The organism is Streptomyces sp. NBC_01233, from assembly GCF_035989305.1.
In the GTDB taxonomy this organism is placed as follows: domain Bacteria; phylum Actinomycetota; class Actinomycetes; order Streptomycetales; family Streptomycetaceae; genus Streptomyces.
In genome coordinates this window covers 5,043,289-5,061,910 of record NZ_CP108514.1, presented here as the reverse complement: position 1 = coordinate 5,061,910, position 18,622 = coordinate 5,043,289, and the positions used below count along the sequence as shown (strand labels likewise).

Annotated in this window: 15 protein-coding genes; all 15 read left to right on the top strand. The window is 71.7% G+C overall.

Annotated elements, in window-relative coordinates:
* The first annotated feature begins 315 nt into the window (after positions 1-315).
* The 15 genes from istA (at position 316) to OG332_RS23915 (ending at position 18,571) form a co-directional block, all read left to right on the top strand.
* Complete coding sequence (istA, locus tag OG332_RS23985) at positions 316-1,947, top strand: IS21 family transposase (protein ID WP_327419057.1); 1,632 nt, start codon at positions 316-318, stop codon at positions 1,945-1,947.
* Positions 1,944-2,759, top strand: a complete 816-nt coding sequence (gene istB / locus OG332_RS23980; protein ID WP_327411501.1) for an IS21-like element helper ATPase IstB — start codon at positions 1,944-1,946, stop codon at positions 2,757-2,759. Before istA ends, istB begins: the two co-directional genes overlap by 4 nt.
* A 388-nt stretch (positions 2,760-3,147) precedes the next feature.
* On the top strand, positions 3,148-6,540 hold the full coding sequence (locus OG332_RS23975; protein WP_327415405.1) for a phage minor head protein: 3,393 nt from the start codon (positions 3,148-3,150) through the stop codon (positions 6,538-6,540).
* The gene (locus OG332_RS23970; RefSeq protein WP_327415404.1) at positions 6,540-6,707 is read left to right on the top strand and encodes a hypothetical protein; all 168 of its coding nucleotides are present in this window, start codon (positions 6,540-6,542) and stop codon (positions 6,705-6,707) included. The genes OG332_RS23975 and OG332_RS23970 overlap by 1 nt, the downstream gene beginning before the upstream one ends.
* A gap of 110 nt (positions 6,708-6,817) precedes the next feature.
* The gene (locus OG332_RS23965) at positions 6,818-8,461 is read left to right on the top strand and encodes a major capsid protein (RefSeq protein WP_327415403.1); all 1,644 of its coding nucleotides are present in this window, start codon (positions 6,818-6,820) and stop codon (positions 8,459-8,461) included.
* Positions 8,462-8,543: 82 nt separating this feature from the next.
* Positions 8,544-9,395: a cupin gene (locus OG332_RS23960; RefSeq protein WP_327415402.1), complete on the top strand. Its 852-nt coding sequence runs from the start codon at positions 8,544-8,546 to the stop codon at positions 9,393-9,395.
* On the top strand, positions 9,388-9,915 hold the full coding sequence (locus OG332_RS23955; RefSeq protein WP_327415401.1) for a hypothetical protein: 528 nt from the start codon (positions 9,388-9,390) through the stop codon (positions 9,913-9,915). Before OG332_RS23960 ends, OG332_RS23955 begins: the two co-directional genes overlap by 8 nt.
* 3 nt (positions 9,916-9,918) lie before the next feature.
* On the top strand, positions 9,919-12,966 hold the full coding sequence (locus OG332_RS23950; protein ID WP_327415400.1) for a hypothetical protein: 3,048 nt from the start codon (positions 9,919-9,921) through the stop codon (positions 12,964-12,966).
* Positions 12,963-15,896, top strand: coding sequence for a hypothetical protein (locus OG332_RS23945; protein WP_327415399.1), 2,934 nt, complete (start codon positions 12,963-12,965; stop codon positions 15,894-15,896). Before OG332_RS23950 ends, OG332_RS23945 begins: the two co-directional genes overlap by 4 nt.
* A 65-nt stretch (positions 15,897-15,961) precedes the next feature.
* Positions 15,962-16,138, top strand: coding sequence for a hypothetical protein (locus OG332_RS23940; RefSeq protein WP_327415398.1), 177 nt, complete (start codon positions 15,962-15,964; stop codon positions 16,136-16,138).
* Positions 16,138-16,821, top strand: a complete 684-nt coding sequence (locus OG332_RS23935) for a hypothetical protein (protein WP_327415397.1) — start codon at positions 16,138-16,140, stop codon at positions 16,819-16,821. The genes OG332_RS23940 and OG332_RS23935 overlap by 1 nt, the downstream gene beginning before the upstream one ends.
* Positions 16,821-17,297: a hypothetical protein gene (locus OG332_RS23930; RefSeq protein WP_327415396.1), complete on the top strand. Its 477-nt coding sequence runs from the start codon at positions 16,821-16,823 to the stop codon at positions 17,295-17,297. Before OG332_RS23935 ends, OG332_RS23930 begins: the two co-directional genes overlap by 1 nt.
* The gene (locus tag OG332_RS23925) at positions 17,297-17,761 is read left to right on the top strand and encodes a hypothetical protein (protein ID WP_327415395.1); all 465 of its coding nucleotides are present in this window, start codon (positions 17,297-17,299) and stop codon (positions 17,759-17,761) included. Before OG332_RS23930 ends, OG332_RS23925 begins: the two co-directional genes overlap by 1 nt.
* Before the next feature lie 15 nt (positions 17,762-17,776).
* Positions 17,777-18,244 carry a hypothetical protein gene (locus tag OG332_RS23920; RefSeq protein WP_327415394.1) on the top strand — a complete coding sequence of 156 codons (468 nt, stop codon included), beginning with the start codon at positions 17,777-17,779 and terminating at the stop codon, positions 18,242-18,244.
* Between the two features lie 21 nt (positions 18,245-18,265).
* The gene (locus OG332_RS23915) at positions 18,266-18,571 is read left to right on the top strand and encodes a hypothetical protein (protein ID WP_327415393.1); all 306 of its coding nucleotides are present in this window, start codon (positions 18,266-18,268) and stop codon (positions 18,569-18,571) included.
* Positions 18,572-18,622 lie beyond the last annotated feature (51 nt).

Below are 18,622 nucleotides of genomic sequence, written 5' to 3'. Positions count from 1 at the left end.
GGCGTGAAGCACCCTCCCGCACGCCCCCTACGACCCACCGCTGGGGCCAAAAGAACTCCGAACACTGGTCCCCAAAGAAGTCCTTACAAACAGGTGTTTGTAAGGGCTTCTTTGGGCTCCAGCGCGGGAGGGTGAAGTGGCCCCACTGACGTAAGAAGTTGATCTGGCTCCACTCGCCGGTGCTTGGTGGCGCCGTGCCCTCTTTGGAGTGAATGCGGTGCTCCATCCGCTGTCCGCCGTCAGGGTGTGTCCGTCGATCACGGTCTGTCGGAGGCCGTGTTGTGGTCACGGTCGTGTCGGGAGGCCGGGGTGGGTTTGTCGCGCGTTGAACTGTTCGCTGCGATCCGTCGGGACAGGCGTCTCGATGCGGGTCTGTCGCAACGTGCTCTGGCGGAGAAGTACGGGGTGCACCGAAGGACCGTGCGGCAGGCGCTGGAGTCGGCCGTCCCGCCTCCGCGCAAGGAACCCGTGGTCCGCAGATCGGTCTTGGACCCGGCCAAGGGCTGGATCGACGAGATGCTGCGGGAGGATCTGACCGCGCCGCGGAAGCAGAAGCACACGGCCCGGCGGATCCACCAGCGTCTCGCGCAGGAACACGGCTTCGACGAGGTGTCGTATTCGACAGTCAGTGACTACGTCGCGGTCCGCCGGCCGGAGATCGAGACCGAGGCCCGGGAAGGGCACCGGCATCTGGCGGGGATGGTCCCGCAGGTCCATCTCCCCGGCGAGGAAGCCGAGGTGGACTTCGCGGACGTGTGGGTGCGGCTCGCGGGCACCGTGACCAAGTGCCACCTGTTCACGCTGCGGCTGTCGTACTCGGGCAAGGCCGTCCACCGCGTGTTCGCCTCGCAGGCCCAGGAGTCGTTCATGCAGGGCCACGTCGAGGCGTTCAACACGCTGGGCGGCGTCCCGGTCCGGCACATCCGTTACGACAACCTGAAACCGGCCGTGAACCGCATCTGCACGGGCCGCAGCCGGGTGGAGTCCGAGCGATGGGTCACCTTCCGGGCGCACTACGGCTTCGATGCCTTCTATTGCATCCCGGGCCAGGACGGCGCCCACGAGAAGGGCGGCGTGGAACAGGAGGGAGGGCGGTTCCGCCGCACCCACTTGGTCCCCGTTCCGGAAGTCGCCTCGCTCGAGGAGCTGAACGAGAAGATCGCCGCGATCGACGCGGCGGAGGACGACCGGATGCTCCAGGGCAGGCTGACGACGATCGGCTTCAACTTCGTGAGCGAGGCCGACTCGCTGGCCCCGCTCCCCTGGGGGGAGTTCGAGTGCGGCATCACGCTGACTCCGAAAGTGGACCGTTCCAGCCGGATCAGCGTCCGCCAGTGCCACTACTCGGTGCCGGCCCGCTTCATCGGCCAGAACGTGCGGGTCCTGCTGCGGGGCAACGAACTGCTGGTCTTCGAACGCCGCAAGATCGTCGCCCGTCACCCGCGTCTGACCCGGCGGGGCGAGTTCCGCGACGAGCTCGACCACTACCTGGAGATCCTGATGGTCAAGCCCGGCGCGATGGCCGGGTCGACCGCGCTGGCAGCCGCCCGGGAGAACGGCACGTTCACCGAGGTCCACGAAGCGTTCTGGGCGGCGGCCCGCACCAGCCACGGGGACGCCGCCGGGACCCGTGCTCTGATCGAGGTCCTGCTGCTGCACCGGCGGATGCCCGCCCCCGCCATCCAGCTGGGCCTGGCGGCCGCGATCAGAGCGGGCTCCATCAACGCCGAGGTGGTGGCCGTCGAGGCCCGCAGGGCCGTCGCCGATGCCTCCCCGCACGAGGACTCGACCGACGACAGCGATGATCCGCCGCCCTGGGCCGAGCCCAGCGGAGTCGTCTCCCTGACCGCCCGCCGGGCACAGCTTCCCGAGGACAAGCGTCCCCTGCCCTCGGTGGCCCCCTACGACCAGCTCTTGTCCCGCCGCCATCCGAAAGGCACCGCATGAGTACTCCCACCGTTTCCACGAACGGGCTCGTTCCCCCGGCCCGCAGAGACGCCGCAGCCGAAGGGGCGGTCGAAACGGTCATCGACGAGGCCTGCCGGGCTCTGCACCTGCCCACCATCCGCAGCCGAGTCGAGGAGATCACCGCCGCCGCGGCCCGCGAGCGGGCCAGTTACAAAGACTTCCTGGCGGACCTGTTGGAAGCTGAATGCGCGGAGCGGGAAGAACGCCGCAAGCAGCGGCTGGTCAGGGACGCGAACTTCCCCCGGCCCAAGCGGCTCGAGGACTTCGACTTCGCGGAGAACCCGAACGTCACCCCCGAGTTGCTGGGCACCCTCGCCGATCCCGCCTGGGTCAAGGCCGGCCAGCCGCTCTGCCTGATCGGCGACAGCGGCACCGGCAAGTCCCACCTGCTGATCGGGATCGGCACCGCCATCGCGGAAGCCGGTCTGCGCGTCCGCTACACGACCACGGTGAACCTGGTCAACGAGCTGGCCGAGGCAGCGGACGAGAAGAAACTCGCCCGCACGATCGCCCGCTACGGACGCGTCGATCTCCTCTGCCTGGACGAGTTCGGCTACCTCGACCTGGACAAGGCCGGAGCGAAGCTGTTGTTCCAGATCTTCACCGAGCGTGAGGAACGGGGCGCGATCGCCGTCGCCTCCAACGCCCCGTTCTCGGAGTGGAAGCAGACCTTCACCGACCCCCGGCTCTGCACCGCGATCGTCGACCGCGTCACCTTCAACGCCCACATCGTCGAGACCGGCACGGACTCCTACCGGTTCGCCCAGACTCAGAAGAAGCGACGTCGCTGACCTGACCGTCACAACACTGCGGCCGGCGACCCCTTCGGGGTGCCGGCCGCAGCCATATTGGGCCCGGCCGCGAGGTCCCAGTGCCGGCCGGTCCATTGCCCGATCTCATCCAGACGCCGCGAGCACTGGGATGCCCACGACCTGAGCCGAGTCGGGTCGGCAGACTCCCGCACCTGTCGGGGGCGCGATTTCGAAGCCTGTCCGAGACCCCAAAACTACCGCCCACCACCCCACCCCCGGCTAGCGAAACCACCCGATCGAAGTGGGGCCAAAACAACTTGCCGCAGGGGCGTGAAGCACCCTCCCGCACGCCCCCTACGACCCACCGCTGGGGCCAAAAGAACTCCGAACACTGGTCCCCAAAGAAGTCCTTACAAACAGGCTCCCCGTGGATGAGGCCCTGCAGCGCGCCCTGGAAGCCGCGGAGGAGGACGTCGCCCAGGAGGTGGCCGACGTCCTCGCCGAGGTGGCCACGGAGTACGCGACCGCCCTGGACGCCGCGACCGAGCTGGTGGCCGCGCGGTTCTCCGTCTCCCGTATCGCCTCCATGTGGTCCGCGCGGGTGCCGCGCCTGGTGCGCCGCCTCCTCGGCGTCGCGGAGACCGCAGCGACCCGGGCGGCCGAGGACGTCGACGTGCCCCTGCCGGACGGCTGGGACGACCTCCCCGCCCGGTACGAGGACGACACCCTCCCGGCGCAGCTCGGGGACTACGTGGAGTCCACGGAGCACCTGTTGCGCGCCGTCGGGGAGCGCCTGGCCGCCGTGGCGGTCGAGGAACTGGCCGCCGGGGTGACCGACGGCGAGGACGTCGAGCAGCTCCGCGCGCGGCTGCGGGCCGCGTTCGCCCGCGAAGGGGCGCAGCTCGGGGAGGCACGCGAGGAGCGCATCGCCCGTACGGAGAGCGCACGGGCCTGGAACATGGCCACCCTCGCCGCCGCCCAGGCCCTCACCGGCCCGGACCGGCCGCTGGTCAAGCAGTGGCTGACCCGCCGTGACCCCCGCGTACGGGACGCCCACGACGACGTCAACGGACAGCTCCGCCTGCTGGATGAGCCGTTCACCGTCGCCGGGGTGTCCATGGCCGCCCCCGGCGACCCGACCGCCCCGCCGGAACTGGTCATCAACTGCCGCTGTGCCCTCGCACTCGCAAGAGCAGACCGGGCCGCAGCCTACGAACCGTCAGACCCCCAGCGGGGCCAAGCCTTCGATTCCGAGGAGAGCACCGTGCAGCCTGTGACGGCAGCAGCCGACGGCAGCCACCACACCGGCGCCATGATCGCGCTCATGCCCACCGAGGAGGACGCCGCGCGCCTGGCCCTCGATGGCGGGGAGGAGGCCGGCGAGCTGCACCTGACGCTGTACTTCCTCGGCGAGGGCGCCGACTGGACCGAGGACCAGCGCGCGGAGCTGATCGCCAACGTCCGCACCCGGGTCCAGGAACACGGCCTCGCGGACGGCCTGATCCACGCCCGCGCGTTCGGCGCCAACCACTGGAACGCCGGCAGCGACAGCCCCTCATGGGTGTGGGCCGTGGGCGACGACCGCGACGCCCCGGACGGTACTCCTCGCCTGGAGTCCGCCCGCTGGGCCGCCACGTACGCCCTGGAGGACCGGCACGGCCCGGACATCCCCGTCCAGCACTCCCCATGGCAGCCGCACGTGTGCGCCGCATACAGCGACGACCCCGCGCTCCTGGCCGCCCTGGAGGACCGCCTCGGCCCCATCACCTTCGACCGGGTGCGCGTTGCGTTCGCCGGCGAACACACCGATATCCCCATCGGCCCCACGGAGGCCCCCATGGAACCCGCCGAGACCACGGCCGCCGGGATGCCGACGCGCTCCTGGTCCACCCCCGATGACGCCGCCCTCGCCTTCGAGAACGAGGAGACCGGCGACGGCCGGATCTTCTCCCCCGGCTCCCTGTACTGGGAGTCCGGCCCCTGGCCCCTCCAGTACGCGGACGAAATGCTCCTCGGCCACGAGGGCGCGGAACTCGCCGGGTCCATCGACACCTTCGGCCGCGACGGCGACCGCATCACCGGCGCCGGGGTGCTCTACACCAACCGCGCGGCCGGAGCGGATGCCGCGATGCTCCTGGAGGAAGGCGCCCCGCTGGGGGTGTCCGTCGACCTGGACGCGGTCGACGTGGAGTTCGTGGACCGCACCATGTCCGAGGACGAGGACGGGTTCCTCGTGCTCGCCGCGTCCCTGTCGTCCATGAGCGTGATGCGCCTCCAGGACGACGCGTGGATGATCACCGCCTCCACCGCCCCGGAGTGGACGGCCTCGGCCGGTTCCCTGTCCCGCGCCCAGCACGCCGTCCAGCTCATCACCGGCCCCGGCGGCGTGGTGTCCGCCGACGCGCTGCGCGCCGCGTTCACCACCACCGGCGTCCTGCGCGCTGCGGCCGGCGACCCGGACGACCCGGACGGCGGGGTCGTCGTCCACAGCGAGCGCAGCGGGGACTTCCTGCTGCGCATCACGAAGGGCCGGGTACGCGGGGCCACCCTCGTCGCGATGCCCGCCTACGACCGCGCCCGCATCGTCCTGGACCCCCTGGAGGACGAGGAGGACCAGGCCGCGGCCGCCGTCACCGCCGCTGCGCCGAGCGAGGCACACCAGCGGGTCCTGGACTACGTGTCCGCCTCCCCCGTGCCGGTCGGCGCCCGGGAGGTCGCGACCGCCCTGGGCATCAGCATGGAGTCCGCGCGCGGCCACCTGTCCCGGGCCGTGGAGGCCGGGCGCCTCGTGCGCCTCGCCCCCGGCCTGTACGTCGGCTCCTCGACCATCCCGGAAGGCCCCGAGGCCACGGCTGCCGCCCTCGCAGCAGACGGAGAGGACCCAGGGCTCACCCAGCTCGTCGCGTCCGCCTGGACCGCGATGCAGGACCTTCCGCCCATGCCCTACGGCTGGTTCCAGGAGCCGACCGAGGAGGAGCTGCCCCCCGACAGCGGCGGCGTGCACTACGCGGCCGGCCGCATCTACGGATGGGTGGCCCAGGCCGGCGAACCGCACGCGGGTATGCCCGGCCAGAACCTGACGATCGAGAGCCTGGGCGAGATCGACACCACCCACTTCCTGCGGGCCCGCTTCAAGCTGGACGACGGCAGCATGGTGCGCGCGGGCGCCTTCACGATGAACGTGGGGCACCACCGCGACGGCGCCGAGTGCGAGACCAGTAGCTGCCAGTTCGACGACACGAGGACCGTCGCCGGCATCGTCACCGTCGGCATGAACGAGCGGGGCCTGTGGTTCAGCGGCGCCGCCGCCCCGTGGCTCGCGGAGTGGGACCGCACCGTGTTCACCGGCTGCCAGCCGAGCTACCACATGCGGCAGGGCTCCGGGGGTAAGTGGCAGCTCCGCGCGGTGCTGTCCGTCCCCGTCCCCGGGCACTCCTCGCGGCTCCTGGCGTCCGTCGCGGAGCGCTCGAACCTGGCCCTTGCAGCGTCGGCCGCCCCCGTCGCGGACACCCCTGCGGACACTGTCCCCGGACACCCGGACACCCTGTCCGCCCCTGCCGTGCCCGCCCCTGCTGACCAGCACGGACACCGCCCGGACACCCTGTCCGGACAGGACGGCGGGGAAGTCGTGGAAGCCGTGGCCGCGCTCCTCGTGAGCCCCGTGTTCCTGGACCGGTTCGCCGGCGCCCTCGCGGACCGTGAGGCCGTCCGCGCCGAGGAAGCCCAGGCCGAGCTGGAGCGGCTGACGGCCGCCCTCGCCCCGGCCCGTGAAGAGATCGCCGCCGGTGCCGCCGGCACCACCACGAAGGGACAGAGCTGATGGCGTGCGCGTGCCAGAAGAAAAAGCAGCAGTACGAGGTCGTGAGCAGCGCGGGGAAGGTCGTGTTCACCACGGCCTCCAAGCCCACGGCCGACACCGTCGCCAAGCGCTACCCGGACAGCACCGTCCGGGAGAAGGCCAAGGCCGCGCCCGCGACCGTGAAGTAGGGCGCGCCGCTTGACACCTGCCCGCCGGATCCTCGGCGGGCTAAGATTCCTCGCAGACGACTGCTGGTTTTGGGCCGGGTCTCAGTGACACACCACTGGAGATCCGGCCCATGGACCCGTTCGAGCTTCCCGAAGACATCACCGCACTCAACGACGAGGAGCTGGGCGAGCTCCTGGAGGGGGCGGTCGCTGCCTTCGACGCCCGGTCCACGTCGAGCGTCGTCACCCCCCGCGATCTGGAGCAGCTCCGCACGCTGGCCGCTGGTGTGGAGAGCATCCGCGCCGAGCAGGCCGCCCGCCACGAGGCAGCCACCCAGGCCGCGGCCGAGATCGACGCCCTGGCCGCCCAGGTCCGCGGAGGCGAGCCGGAGGCAGAGCCCGCCGCCGTCGAGCCGACGGAGCCGACCGAGCCCGCCGCCGTCGAGCCGGCCGCCGTCGAGCCCGCCCCGGAGCCGGAGCCCGTCACCGCGTCCGGTTCCCTCGTCACCCGGCCCGCGCTGGACCTCTCCGGTGTCCGTCGCCGGCAGCCCCGGGTCCTCCCGCCGCCGCCCGCGCCGACCACGCACATCACGGCCGCCGTGGACGTCCCCGGCTACACCCCGGGCAGTGACCTCAACTTCGACGACGTCGTGCGCGGCATCAACTCCCGCGCGACCGCGCTCAAGACCGCCGGGGGCGGCGTCGGACAGGTCATCTCCTACCGGCACCCGTACCCCCAGGAGACCATCGTCACGGACTCCTCCTCGGCGCCCGAGGGCACCACCGTGGCCATGACCGCCTCGGCGCAGAACCGGCTGCCGAAGGGCGACCTGGTCGCGTCTGGCGGCTGGTGCGCCCCGTCGGAGACGCTGTACGAGCTGACGGACACGAGCTGCCCGGACATGCTGTGGGACGCCCCGGAGATCCAGCTCGCGCGCGGCGGCCTGCGCTACTACAAGCCGCTCAGCCTGGACGTGTCCGCGATGACGTGGGTGCACACCGAGGCCGACGACATCGCCGGGAACACCAAGCCGTGTTTCCGGATCCCCTGCCCGGACCCGGTGGAGGTCCGCTGTGACGCGGTCGGCGTCTGCCTGGAGGCGGGCATCCTCACCGCCAGGCACTTCCCGGAGCTCATCGGCTGGTACCTGCGCAACGCCATGGTGGCGCACGAGATCCGCATCCGGCAGGTGCTGTTCCAGCAGGCCCTGAACGCCGCGACCCCGGTCGTCATCCCCGCGTCCATGGGCGCCCTGTCGGCGGTCTACGCCGCCGTCGCGCTCCAGGCCGCCGACATGATCGAGCGTCACAGCCTGTGTGAGAGCACGGCCCTGGAGGTCGTGTTCCCCTGGTGGAGCCGGAACCTCTTCCTGGCGGACATCGCGCGCCGGAACGGCTGCTGCCCCTCGGACCTGTCCACCCAGGACATTCAGGACCTGTTCACGCCGCTCGGGGTGCGCATCCAGTGGGCGCGCGGCCTGTCCCCGGCCGTCCCGACGGACATCGGTGCCCCGACCCCGGCGACGGACTGGCCGGCCACGCTCAACTTCCTCATCTACCCGGCCGGATCGCTGGTCATCGGCCGTGGCGAGGAGGTCAACCTGGGCGTGATCCACGACTCCAGCAAGTTCGTGACGAACGATTACACGGCCCTCTTCGCCGAGGAATGCATCGCCCTGGTGGACCGCTCCGTGGACACCCGCGTCGTCACCGTCCCGGTCTGCCCGACCGGCGAGACCGGCGGCCAGACCGTCCTGGCCTGCCCGATCGCCTGACGCCTCCGGCCCCCTACGGCGTGCCGGGCCCCTGTACCTGACTTGGGCCCGGCACTGCCCCTGACCACACTGGAGGTGCGCGATGCCGGCAGGGCTGCGCAGATACGTCGAGGCCATCCCGGGCACGCCTCTGCCGCACGGCATCCTCGGCGCCTCATGTACGACCGTCAACGACGTCACCGAGGACCGCATCCACGAACTCAACGGCGTGGAGTGGCTCGCGATGGGCTGCTGTCCGGTCCAGGACTGGCCGGACCCCTGCGAGGAGGAGTCCCCGGGCGAGGAGTCCCCGGGCTCCCCGCCGCAGAAGGAGTTCTGTCGGCCCGTCACCGAGCACGCGTCCCCGATCACCGTCTACGCGGGGGCGGAATGCTCGACCCTCGGCTGGACGTACGCGGAGGCACGGGAGCACGCGGAGGCCTCCCTTGCCCTGGGGGAGCAGCAGGGCCTGGAGGCCGCGTTCTGGCGCACGAAGCTGGCCATGGACGCGGTCGACCTGACGCCGGCCGCCGGGCCCGTGAGCGTGGCCCAGGGCGTGGCCGCGCTGGAGGGGTGCCTCGCGGAGACGTACGGCGGCGTGGGCACCCTCCACGTCCCGGCCGGTGTCGCCGCCCTCCTCGGGTGCTGCAACGTGCTGCGGGAGGACCCGGAGACCGGTGCGCTGCGCACCCTCGCCGGGAACTGCGCGATCATCGGCGCCGGTTACTCCGCGCTGAACACGGGGCCGGGGAACATCCCGGCCGAGCCCGGTACTGCGTGGCTCTACATCACGGGGCCGCTGGTCATCCGCCGCGGCCCGGTGGACACCGTCCCGGACACGGCCGGCGCCTCGGTGAACTACCGCACCAACGACCGGCGCGTGCTGGTCGAGCGGACGTTCGTGGTCGGCACGACGTGCACCGTGTGCGCGATCCAGGTGGTGACCTGTGACTGACCTCATCCGTATCCAGCCCACCCGGGCGCAGCGGCGTGCCTTCGCCCAGTGGGCGACCGCCCAGGAGCCGAAGGTGCGCACGGTCGGCATCAACACCTTCGCCGTCCCGGCCGCCCTGTTCGTCCACGCCCCGGAACACATCCTCGTCGGTGCCCTGGTCGACGGTCACCGCTACGTCTCCCCCACAGAGGACGCCCAGGAGGGGAGGGCGGCCCCGGGGGAGCTGCTGGGGGTCGCTACCCCGGAGGGTCTGGCCCAGCCCGGCACGCACCCGTACAGGGACGCCGTGCCTGGTGAGGCGCTGCCGGAGGTCCCCGCCGAGGCGTACGGGCCGGATGCCGTGCCCCTGGCCCTCGTCGGCGAGGAGGGGCCGGAGACCGTCGTCCCCCTCGCCGGCAGCGACTCAAGCGACCAGGCACCCGGTCATACCGGCATGTACGGGTGCGACCTGTGCCCGCGCGAGTTCACCACCGAGCGCGGCCGGGACAGCCACCGCCGCCAGGCACACCCGGAGGACTGAGGAATGCCGGTCGAGCCCCTTCCCTGTGCCGACGGCGGCGGCACCACGCCCGTGGAGGTGGTGACGTGCTGCGCGCCGTCGATCGCCTCCGCCCCGCTGTGCCGCGCCGACGGCACCACCGTGCTCCTGGTCGTGCGCTCCGGCTGTGTCGAGTGCGGGGAGGCAGCACCGGACCCCGTCGCGGTCGGCTGGATCGACGCCACGACCGGAGTGTTCACTCCCGGGCTGCTCCCGGCCGACGCCGGCCCCTGTGACGCCGGGTGCCTCGACACGGTCTGTCGGCAGCTCTGCGACGACACCGACGGCGACGGCCAGGCGGACGCCACGTACACAGAGCTGTGGTGCATCCGTCTCGACGGCACTGCCGAGCTGGTCCTCACCTACCAGGACGACCCGTCCGTCCCCTACACGCCGGTCTCCCCGGTGGAGTGCACGTACGGCTGCCCCGAGTCGGAGACGGTGACGCTATGCGACGAGACCGGGCCGTTCCTGCGCCGGTACACCTGGCTCCAGGGCACCGCGACGTTCGAGGACTTCGATCTCGACGGCGCCACCCCGCACGTCGTCACCGGCACCGTCGGAATCTGCGCCGGTAGCGGGGAGGCCGCGGCCTGCTGCGCCCCGTCCACCGCGACGACGCCCCTGTGCCGCGCGGACGGCTCCACGATCCTCCTCGTCGTCCGCTCCGCGTGCGGGGACTGCGGCGAGGAGCCTACGGACCCGCAGGTCGTGGGCTGGCTCGACACGGCAGGCGTCTTCACCCCGGGACCGGCCCCGGACGATGCAGACCTGTGCACCTCCGGGTGCGTGGACACCGTCTGCCGGACCCGCTGCGACGACACCGACGGCGACGGCGCGGCCGATGCCACGTACTCGGAGCTGTGGTGCGTCCAGGCCGACGGCACGGCCACCCTGGTCCTCACCTACCAGGACGACCCGTCCGTCCCGTACACGCCGGTCGCCCCGGTGGACTGCGAGTACGGCTCCACGTCCTCCGAGGTCGTGCCCCTGTGCGATGAGGTCGGGCCGTTCCTGCGCCGCTACTTCTGGCTCGGGGACGCGGCCTCGTTCGAGGACGTCGCCCTGGACGGCACCACCCCGTGGGTCGTCACCGGTGACGTCGGTGTGTGCTCCCCGGCCCAGGAGTGCGAGGCCCCGACTACCCCGGCTGCGACGCTCGGCCTGTGCCTCGCCGACGGAACCCCGATCGCGGTCCTGGTCACCCGAGACTGCGAGGGCACCGTCACCCAGGACGGATGGCTCAACCTCACCACAGGCACCTACGCGGCCGGCGACCCGCCTGTCGGCACCATGGCGTGCGGCAACCCCCGCTCGATCTCGACCACGGGAACGTTCTGCGACGTTGACCCGGGCACCGGCGACGTCCTCGGCCTGGTGCTGATCGAGTACACCTACGGCGCGGACGGCGCGGTCACCGCCGTGCGCCTGGTGGACGCGACCACCGGCACCAACTACGTCCCCCAGGGTGAGGTGACCACCTGCCCGGCCGGGGTCGCCCAGCCGGAGCGGGACATCGTCCAGCTCTGCGACGTCGCCGGGGACGGCACGGTCACGGAGTTCGTGCGGGACTACGCCCGTGACGAGAACGGCGCGATCGTCGGGCACACGGATTACCTCCTCGACGGCACGCCGTACGCGGTCGCCGGAACGGTCGGCGTGTGCTCCGCCCAGTCGACGTGCCTGGACTGCACCAGCCAGGTCCTTTGCGACAGCGCGGAGATTCCGGCAGCCACGATCACCGGCGCCGCTGCGTCCGGGACGCTGTCCAACGGCGTCGCCTACGCGGTCACCGGCCCCAGCGCCTTCCCTCCGACCACGCAGAACGATGGCGCGGCCTGGTGGGGTGTGGCCCTCTTCCCGAACCCCAGCGTGCCCCTGACGACGTACACGTTCGACCAGCCGGTCACGGCGGAGTTCAGCGTCGTCATCGTTCACACGACGAGCGGCGCCACGACCGGACGGAACCAGGTCCAGATCCCGGCTGGCGCGGTCCCGATCAGCCTGCCGACCGGCTACTCGTACAACGCGGTCACCCGCGTCCTGACCGGGGACGCCTCGCTCGTCGCCTGCCCCCCGCTCCAGACCCCCACCCGGGCGAACAGCGCCCGGTTCCGCATCAGCGGAGTGTCGACCTTCGCGCTCCAGTACATGGGCCCGCGCGTGCTGCTCCTCCAGTGCCAGCGGTTCGGCAACTGGGTGTTCGGCGCCGTGGACGTCACCCTCGGCGGTCAGTTCCTCCGCACGGTGTGCCGGGACTGCACCGGCGCGGTCACGTCGACCACGGACACGCTCCTGGACGGCAGCACGCCGTACACGCCCGTGGGCGCGGTCGGGGTGTGCCCCATCGAGGAGGAGGGCGCGGAGCCGGTCGAGCCGGACACCGAAGTCGTGCAGCTCTGCGACCTGGTGGATGGCGTTGACCCGGTGCCGTTCCTGCGCCGCCTCACCTTCCCGGCCGGAGGGGGCACCCCCACGGTCACGGACACCACCCTGAACGGCACCACCCCGTACGCCCTCACCGGAACCGCCGGCCTGTGCACGGCCGCCGAGGACTGCCCGGCGCACACCGTGATCCAGATGTGCCGCTGCGACGACGCGGACGGCGACGGCATCGCAGACACCGACTACGTCGAGCTGCTGGCCCTCGACTGCGAAGGCGTCCTCACCAGCATCGGTACGTACACGGCCGAGCTGGACGCCCCATACGTCCCGGTCGCTCCGATCGACTGCGCGGAGACCGACGAGGGCGCCGAGTCGGTCATCGGCGTCCAGGCCCGCCGGATCGAACTCGCCGTCGGGGCCAACCCGTGGGACGCCGAGGTGTACCCGACGCTCCAGTCGGTGACGGCAGTCGCGCACGGCGGCACCGGCACGGTCACCACCACGGACGGGCCGAGCACCCTGCACTCCGGCGAGGCCGCCACCTGGAGCGTCGGCCGGGACGTCGACGCGGCCCTCACCGGCCCGCTCACCATCACCGCGAACAGCGGAACCGTCACGATCACCTGGACCCAAGGAGTAACGCTGTGAGTGGATGCTGCGGGCAGGGGCCCGTCATCGTGTCCGGGGCCGCCGCGACGCCCCGTGTCGACGTGGAGGCCGTGCTGCTGTGCGATGTCCTCCCGGACGGCACGGTCGCCGGCGTCGCCCTGGTCGAGCCGATCTACGACACCATCAGCGGCGACCGGGTCGGCACCCGGACCGTGAACCCGGCCACCGGCGCCGCGTACGTGCCGACCGGCACGCTCGGCCCGTGCTCGCCTGACGGCTGCAACGCCACCACCACCGCCCTGGTGCTCTGCGACGTCGCCGGGGACGGCACGGCCACCGCGTTCGTGCGGACGACCACCTACGACTGCGAGGGCGAAGTCCTCGGCACCCTCGACCGCGACCTGGCCGGGGCCGAGTACACCCCGACCGGCACCGTCGGCGTCTGCCCGGCCGCCCCCGACTGCGAGTCCCCGACCACCCCGACCGCGACGATCGGCCTGTGCCTGGCCGACGGAACCCCGATCGCAGTCACCGTGATCCGGGACTGCGAAGGCGTCGTCACCTCCGAGGGCTGGATCAACCTGACGACCGGCACGTTCAGCGCGGGCGCGCCGCCGGTCGGAACAGCGGCGTGCGGCGGCGACTCCCAGTCCGTGCAGGTCTCCGGGACGTTCTGCGACGTCGACGGGGCGGGTGAGGTCGTCGGCCTGGTCCTCATCGAGTACAGCTACGCCGCCGACGGCACGATCGACTCCGTCCGCCTGGTCGACGCCACCACCGGCGACACCTACGTGCCCGTCGGTGAGATCACCACCTGCCCGGCCGGGACCAGCCAGCCGGAGCAGGACGTCATCCAGCTCTGCGACGTCGCCGCCGACGGTACGAGCACGCCGTTCGTTCGGGACTACCGGCGCGACGAACTCGGCGCGATCAGCGGCCACTCCGACTACCTTCTCGACGGCACCGCGTACGTCCCGACCGGCACCGTCGGCATCTGCGGGCCGGAGCTGTGCCGGAACAGCTCCACGATCCTCGTGTGCGACGTTCCGGCGGACGATTCCACGGAGATCACGCCGACGATCGTTGACGGGGTCGCGGCCGACATCGCGCAGACCCAGTTCACGAACCTCCCCGGCCCGTACACGTCCCTGTGGACCGGCGGCTCCCTGGTCTACCCGGCTGGCGCCGGTCCGGCCCAGGAGCACCGGATCGCCGTGGGGCAGGTCACCGGCGACACCACCGGCTGTGACGGCGCCACGGGCACGGTGACGGTGTCCGTCCGCGTCACCCAGAACGGGCCGGGGACCGGGCAGCTCTGGGACGGCGCGCTGCGCCTGTTCCGGGGAACGACGCTCCTCGCGGACGATCCGGTCGAGCTGTACGCCCCGCCGGGGCACGTGCAGACCCTCACCGTGTCCGCGCCGATCACGGCGGCCGACGTCGCCGCCGGCGACATCCGGTTCGGCCTCGCCCTGGAGACCTTCCACGGCACCGCCAAGGCATGGACGGCCGACCAGTTCACGGCGACGGTCGAGCTGGAGGGCTGCGAGGCGACCGCGTCCACGCAGTTCCTCCGGACCCTCGTCACGGACTGCGCGACCGGGGAGACCGTCACCACCGTCGACACGACCCTGGACGGCGACCCGTACACGGTCACCGGCACCGTGGCCCAGTGCGCCCCCGCCGAGACGCCCGCCGAGTGCCGGGACTGCGAACAGCTCGTCCTGTGCGACGTCGTGGACAACGTCTCGACGTCCTTCCTGCGCACCGTGTGCCGCGACTGCACCGGCGCGGTCATCAGCACCCTGGACACCGCCCTCGACGGCACCACCCCGTACGCGGTGGCCGGCACCGTCGGTCAGTGCTGCGCCTGGACGGTCCTGGACGAGTGCACCTACAGCCTGCCGGACAGCTCGGTCGGATTCAGCTTCACGAACCCGGCCTACCCGGGCTGCTGGGTGGGTGTGGCCGGCGCACCGAACTACACCTTCGGGGATCGGGTCACGTCCTGGGAGGGCGTGTACCAGTCCGACACGGGCAGCGCCTCACTCGTCCGGTTCTCCAGCCCTGACCTGGGGGGCTTGCTCGACTTCTCGGGTCTCGCCCCGGTGCTGGCCCTCCAGCCTGCCAACTCCTCGCCGACCTACGTCGGGACCATGGTCGTCGGCGGGGTCACGGTCACGCTGACCGCGACGGCTGGTGACGGCCTGTCCCGCTGGACCGGCGGAGGGACCGCTATCGCCCTGGGGGGCGGTGACGGGCTCCGGATCGAGTTCTCGGAGCCGGTGCGACTCACTGTCCTCACGGCCGCGTTCGCTGACCCGCCGTCGACCAACGAGCGGTTCTGTGCCGTCACGTACACCACCGTGCCGTGGCCGGTGGTCCGCCTCTCCGACTGCAACGGCAACGTCGTCGCCCTGGACCCCGACACCAGGGAGCCGATCCCGGACGGGGTGACGCTGGACTGCACCCCCCTGTCCTCGACGTCGGACGCGTGCGGGAAGCAGATCATCGAGCGGTGCGGCTGCGACGACACCGACGGCGACGGGATCGGTGACGCCTTCTACACCGAGCTGTGGGCCATCGACCCGTGCGGCGGCGAGGCCCCCGTCCTCGTCGGCACGTACGAGGACGGCGACCCGTCCCTCCCTTACACCCCGGTCGCCCCGGTCCTGTGCTCCGTCGAGGAAGACGACACCGACACGCCACTGAACACCGGCGTGCGGGCCGTGACGGGCACGGCGGCACAGGACCTCGCCGCCGCCTTCCCCGGCCTCCAGAGCGTCACCCTGACCGTCCTGGCGGGCACGGTGAACGCGACGATGACCGACGGCGCCGCAGTGCCGATCCCGGCCGGGGTCACCATGACCTGGTCCATCGCCGCGTGCGAGGACACGGCGCTCGCCGCGGCCTCCTTCGCCGGGGCCGCAGCCGGCTCCCAGTACCTCCTGAACTACACCTACCACTGACCCGCCCCGGGGCCGCCGCCTGCACCCGGGCGGCGGCCCCTCCAGCAACAAGGAGGCTCCCCGTCATGAGCGACGAGGCCAAGAACCCCCGCTACTTCACGAAGGAGGGCGAGGGCGTCCAGGTCGTCTACAACCTGCGGGACGCCGCGCCCTACGCCGAACTCGGATACGAGGAAGTGGACGAGGCCGCCTACCTGGCGTCTCTGCCCGCCTCCGACGCTCTCACTGTGGAAGGTGCCTGATGGCTGGCAAGTGCTGCGGCGGGCCGATGATCGTCCGCTCCGGTTCCTCGGCGGAGGTCACCGTCGACCCCGCCTCCTGCAACGCCCTGACGGAGTCTGCGGCCGGTCTCCTCGTCCCGACCGTCACCGTTGCGGGCCTGGCCCCCGGCGGTGCGGTCTCGACGGAGCGGTCCGTCGACGTGGACGTGACCGCCCCTGCGGCCGACGCCTGCCCGGCCGCCTATACGGTCGGGGCGCGACTGACCCCGGTGTTCGGGGAGACGCTCCTCGCCGCGTTCGTGGACCTGGTGGCCACGCCGAGCGGCACCTGGGTCACCAGCACCATGTCCGTCGTCCTCCCGGAGTCGGGCGTCTACGACGTCACCGCGACCCTGCACACCGTGATCGCGACGAACCCGTCCAGCGGCAACTACAACATCGCCATCGCGGGCCGGTTCTTCAACGTGACCAACGGGAACGCGGTCGGCGGCTCGCAGTACACGATCCAGCAGAACGCCGACAACAACCCCGGGAGCTTCATGTCCGACTCGGACATGGGGACCTTCCACCGGTTCATCACGGCCGTCGGGCCGACGACGATCCGCGTGGAGGTCATGCGCCTCGACGCCAGCGGTAGCCCGGTCGCCACCACGGGACTCCAGACCGCGAACTCTCGCCTGGCCTTCCAGAAGATCAGCGACTGATGACCGGTACCGCTGCCACGCTGCGCCCGCAGCACCCGTCTGTGGAGACCTATGCCACCTCCACGGACTTGCTGCCCCTGGCGGACGACACGTACGGGCCGGTCGCCGGGTCCACGCTCGTGCTGCCGTCCGCCGGGCTGTGGGCGGTGACCATGGTCGCCCGGGGCGTCTTCAGCTTCACCGGGGTCGCCGGCACGTTCATGGTGGCCCGGATGTTCAACGTCACCGCCGGGGCCGCCGTCGCTGGCACAGAGACCTTCGTCGTCCAGGTGCGGCAGAACGTCGCCGGGGCCGGGCAGACGACCGGCGACAACGACACCGCGACCATGCTCAAGTACCTGCGGGTCACGGGGCCGACGACCCTGCGCATGGAGGCCAAGACCACGTTCCAGCTCGGAACGCAGCCGACCCAGGCCAACCTCGTTTCCGACTCGAACGGGCGTAGCGGCCTGTTCGCCCACCGCGTGGGGGACTGATGACCGGAACCAGCGCCAGCGTGCGCCTGGTCGAGCGCGGGTTCGCCGGCCTCCCCGCCGTCGTCAACCTCCAGCCGACGGCCTCCGGAGCCTGGACGGACACCGGGCTCCAGGTGGTGCTACCGGCCGCCGGGACGTACCAACTCGACGCGACCGTACGGGCGTCCCTGGCGGGGACCTCGCCCGTCAACACCTTCGTCTCGGTCCGCCTGTTCGACGTCACGGCCGGGGCCGCCGTCCCGGACAGTGAAGTCCTCGTCCACCAGGTCAACGTGTCCAGCGCGACCGCCGTGAACGTCGGCAACAACGTCTCCGGCCCGATCCAAGTCGAGTACGCGATCCCCGGGGCGCGCACCGTCCGCCTCCAGGGCCGCCGGACCAACGTCACCGGCGCCAGCACCACGGCGCAGATCAACGACAACACCGACGGCCGCACGACCCTCCGCTTCGCGCGGATCGCCTGATCAAGGAGATAGCCCATGTCCGGTACGAACGGGTCCGTAGCGATTGCGCGCCCCGACAACGAGTACGACGTCCTCTGTGACGACGTCGGCCAGTTCCTCCGCCGGTACACCACCGAGGACGGCGCCCCGGTCACGACGGACACGGCCCTGGACGGGACCACGCCGTACGTGCCGACCGGCGTCGTCCACCGCTGCGAGGACGCGGCCACCGCGAACCCGGTGATCGACTCCACGATCCAGCGGCAGACCGGCGTCGGGAACATCACGATCACGGCCGGGGCGAGGTCCGTCACGGTCAACGTCTACGCGGGCGCTCCGACGGTCGCGATCGGCGGCGGGACTGCGGTCGCGCTCCCGGCTGGGACGTCGCTCACCTGGTCCGTCGACCGGGGCGGGGACACCGGGGAGACGTTGCAGGACGCGTTCGTCTTCACGGGCGCGGCCGGCCACGACTTCATCGTCACCTCGACCAGGGAAATCTGACCGGAAGCGACGGCCTGACCGATGCCCACCAGAGGCCACTACACGCCGATCTCCGGCCGCGTGGAGCGCGCGACCGGGGTCACCGATGCCAACGGCAACGTGACCTTCAACTGGCCGGCCGGGACGTTCTCGGTCCCGCCGGTCGTGACCGTCGCGCTTCAAGCGGCGGCCGGGTTCCGGTCGGCCACGGTCACGGCCAACTCGGCCACGGCCACGACGGTCAACGTGCTCGGCGCGCCGGTCGTGTCGCTCCTCGGTATCCAGATCCTCGCGGCGTCCATTCCGGCCCCGAGCATCACCGTGCACGTCCACGCCACGGCCCCGTAGCGGGCAGGCGCACACCTAGACTCGATCACGCCGCTGGTTGTGGGCCGGGCG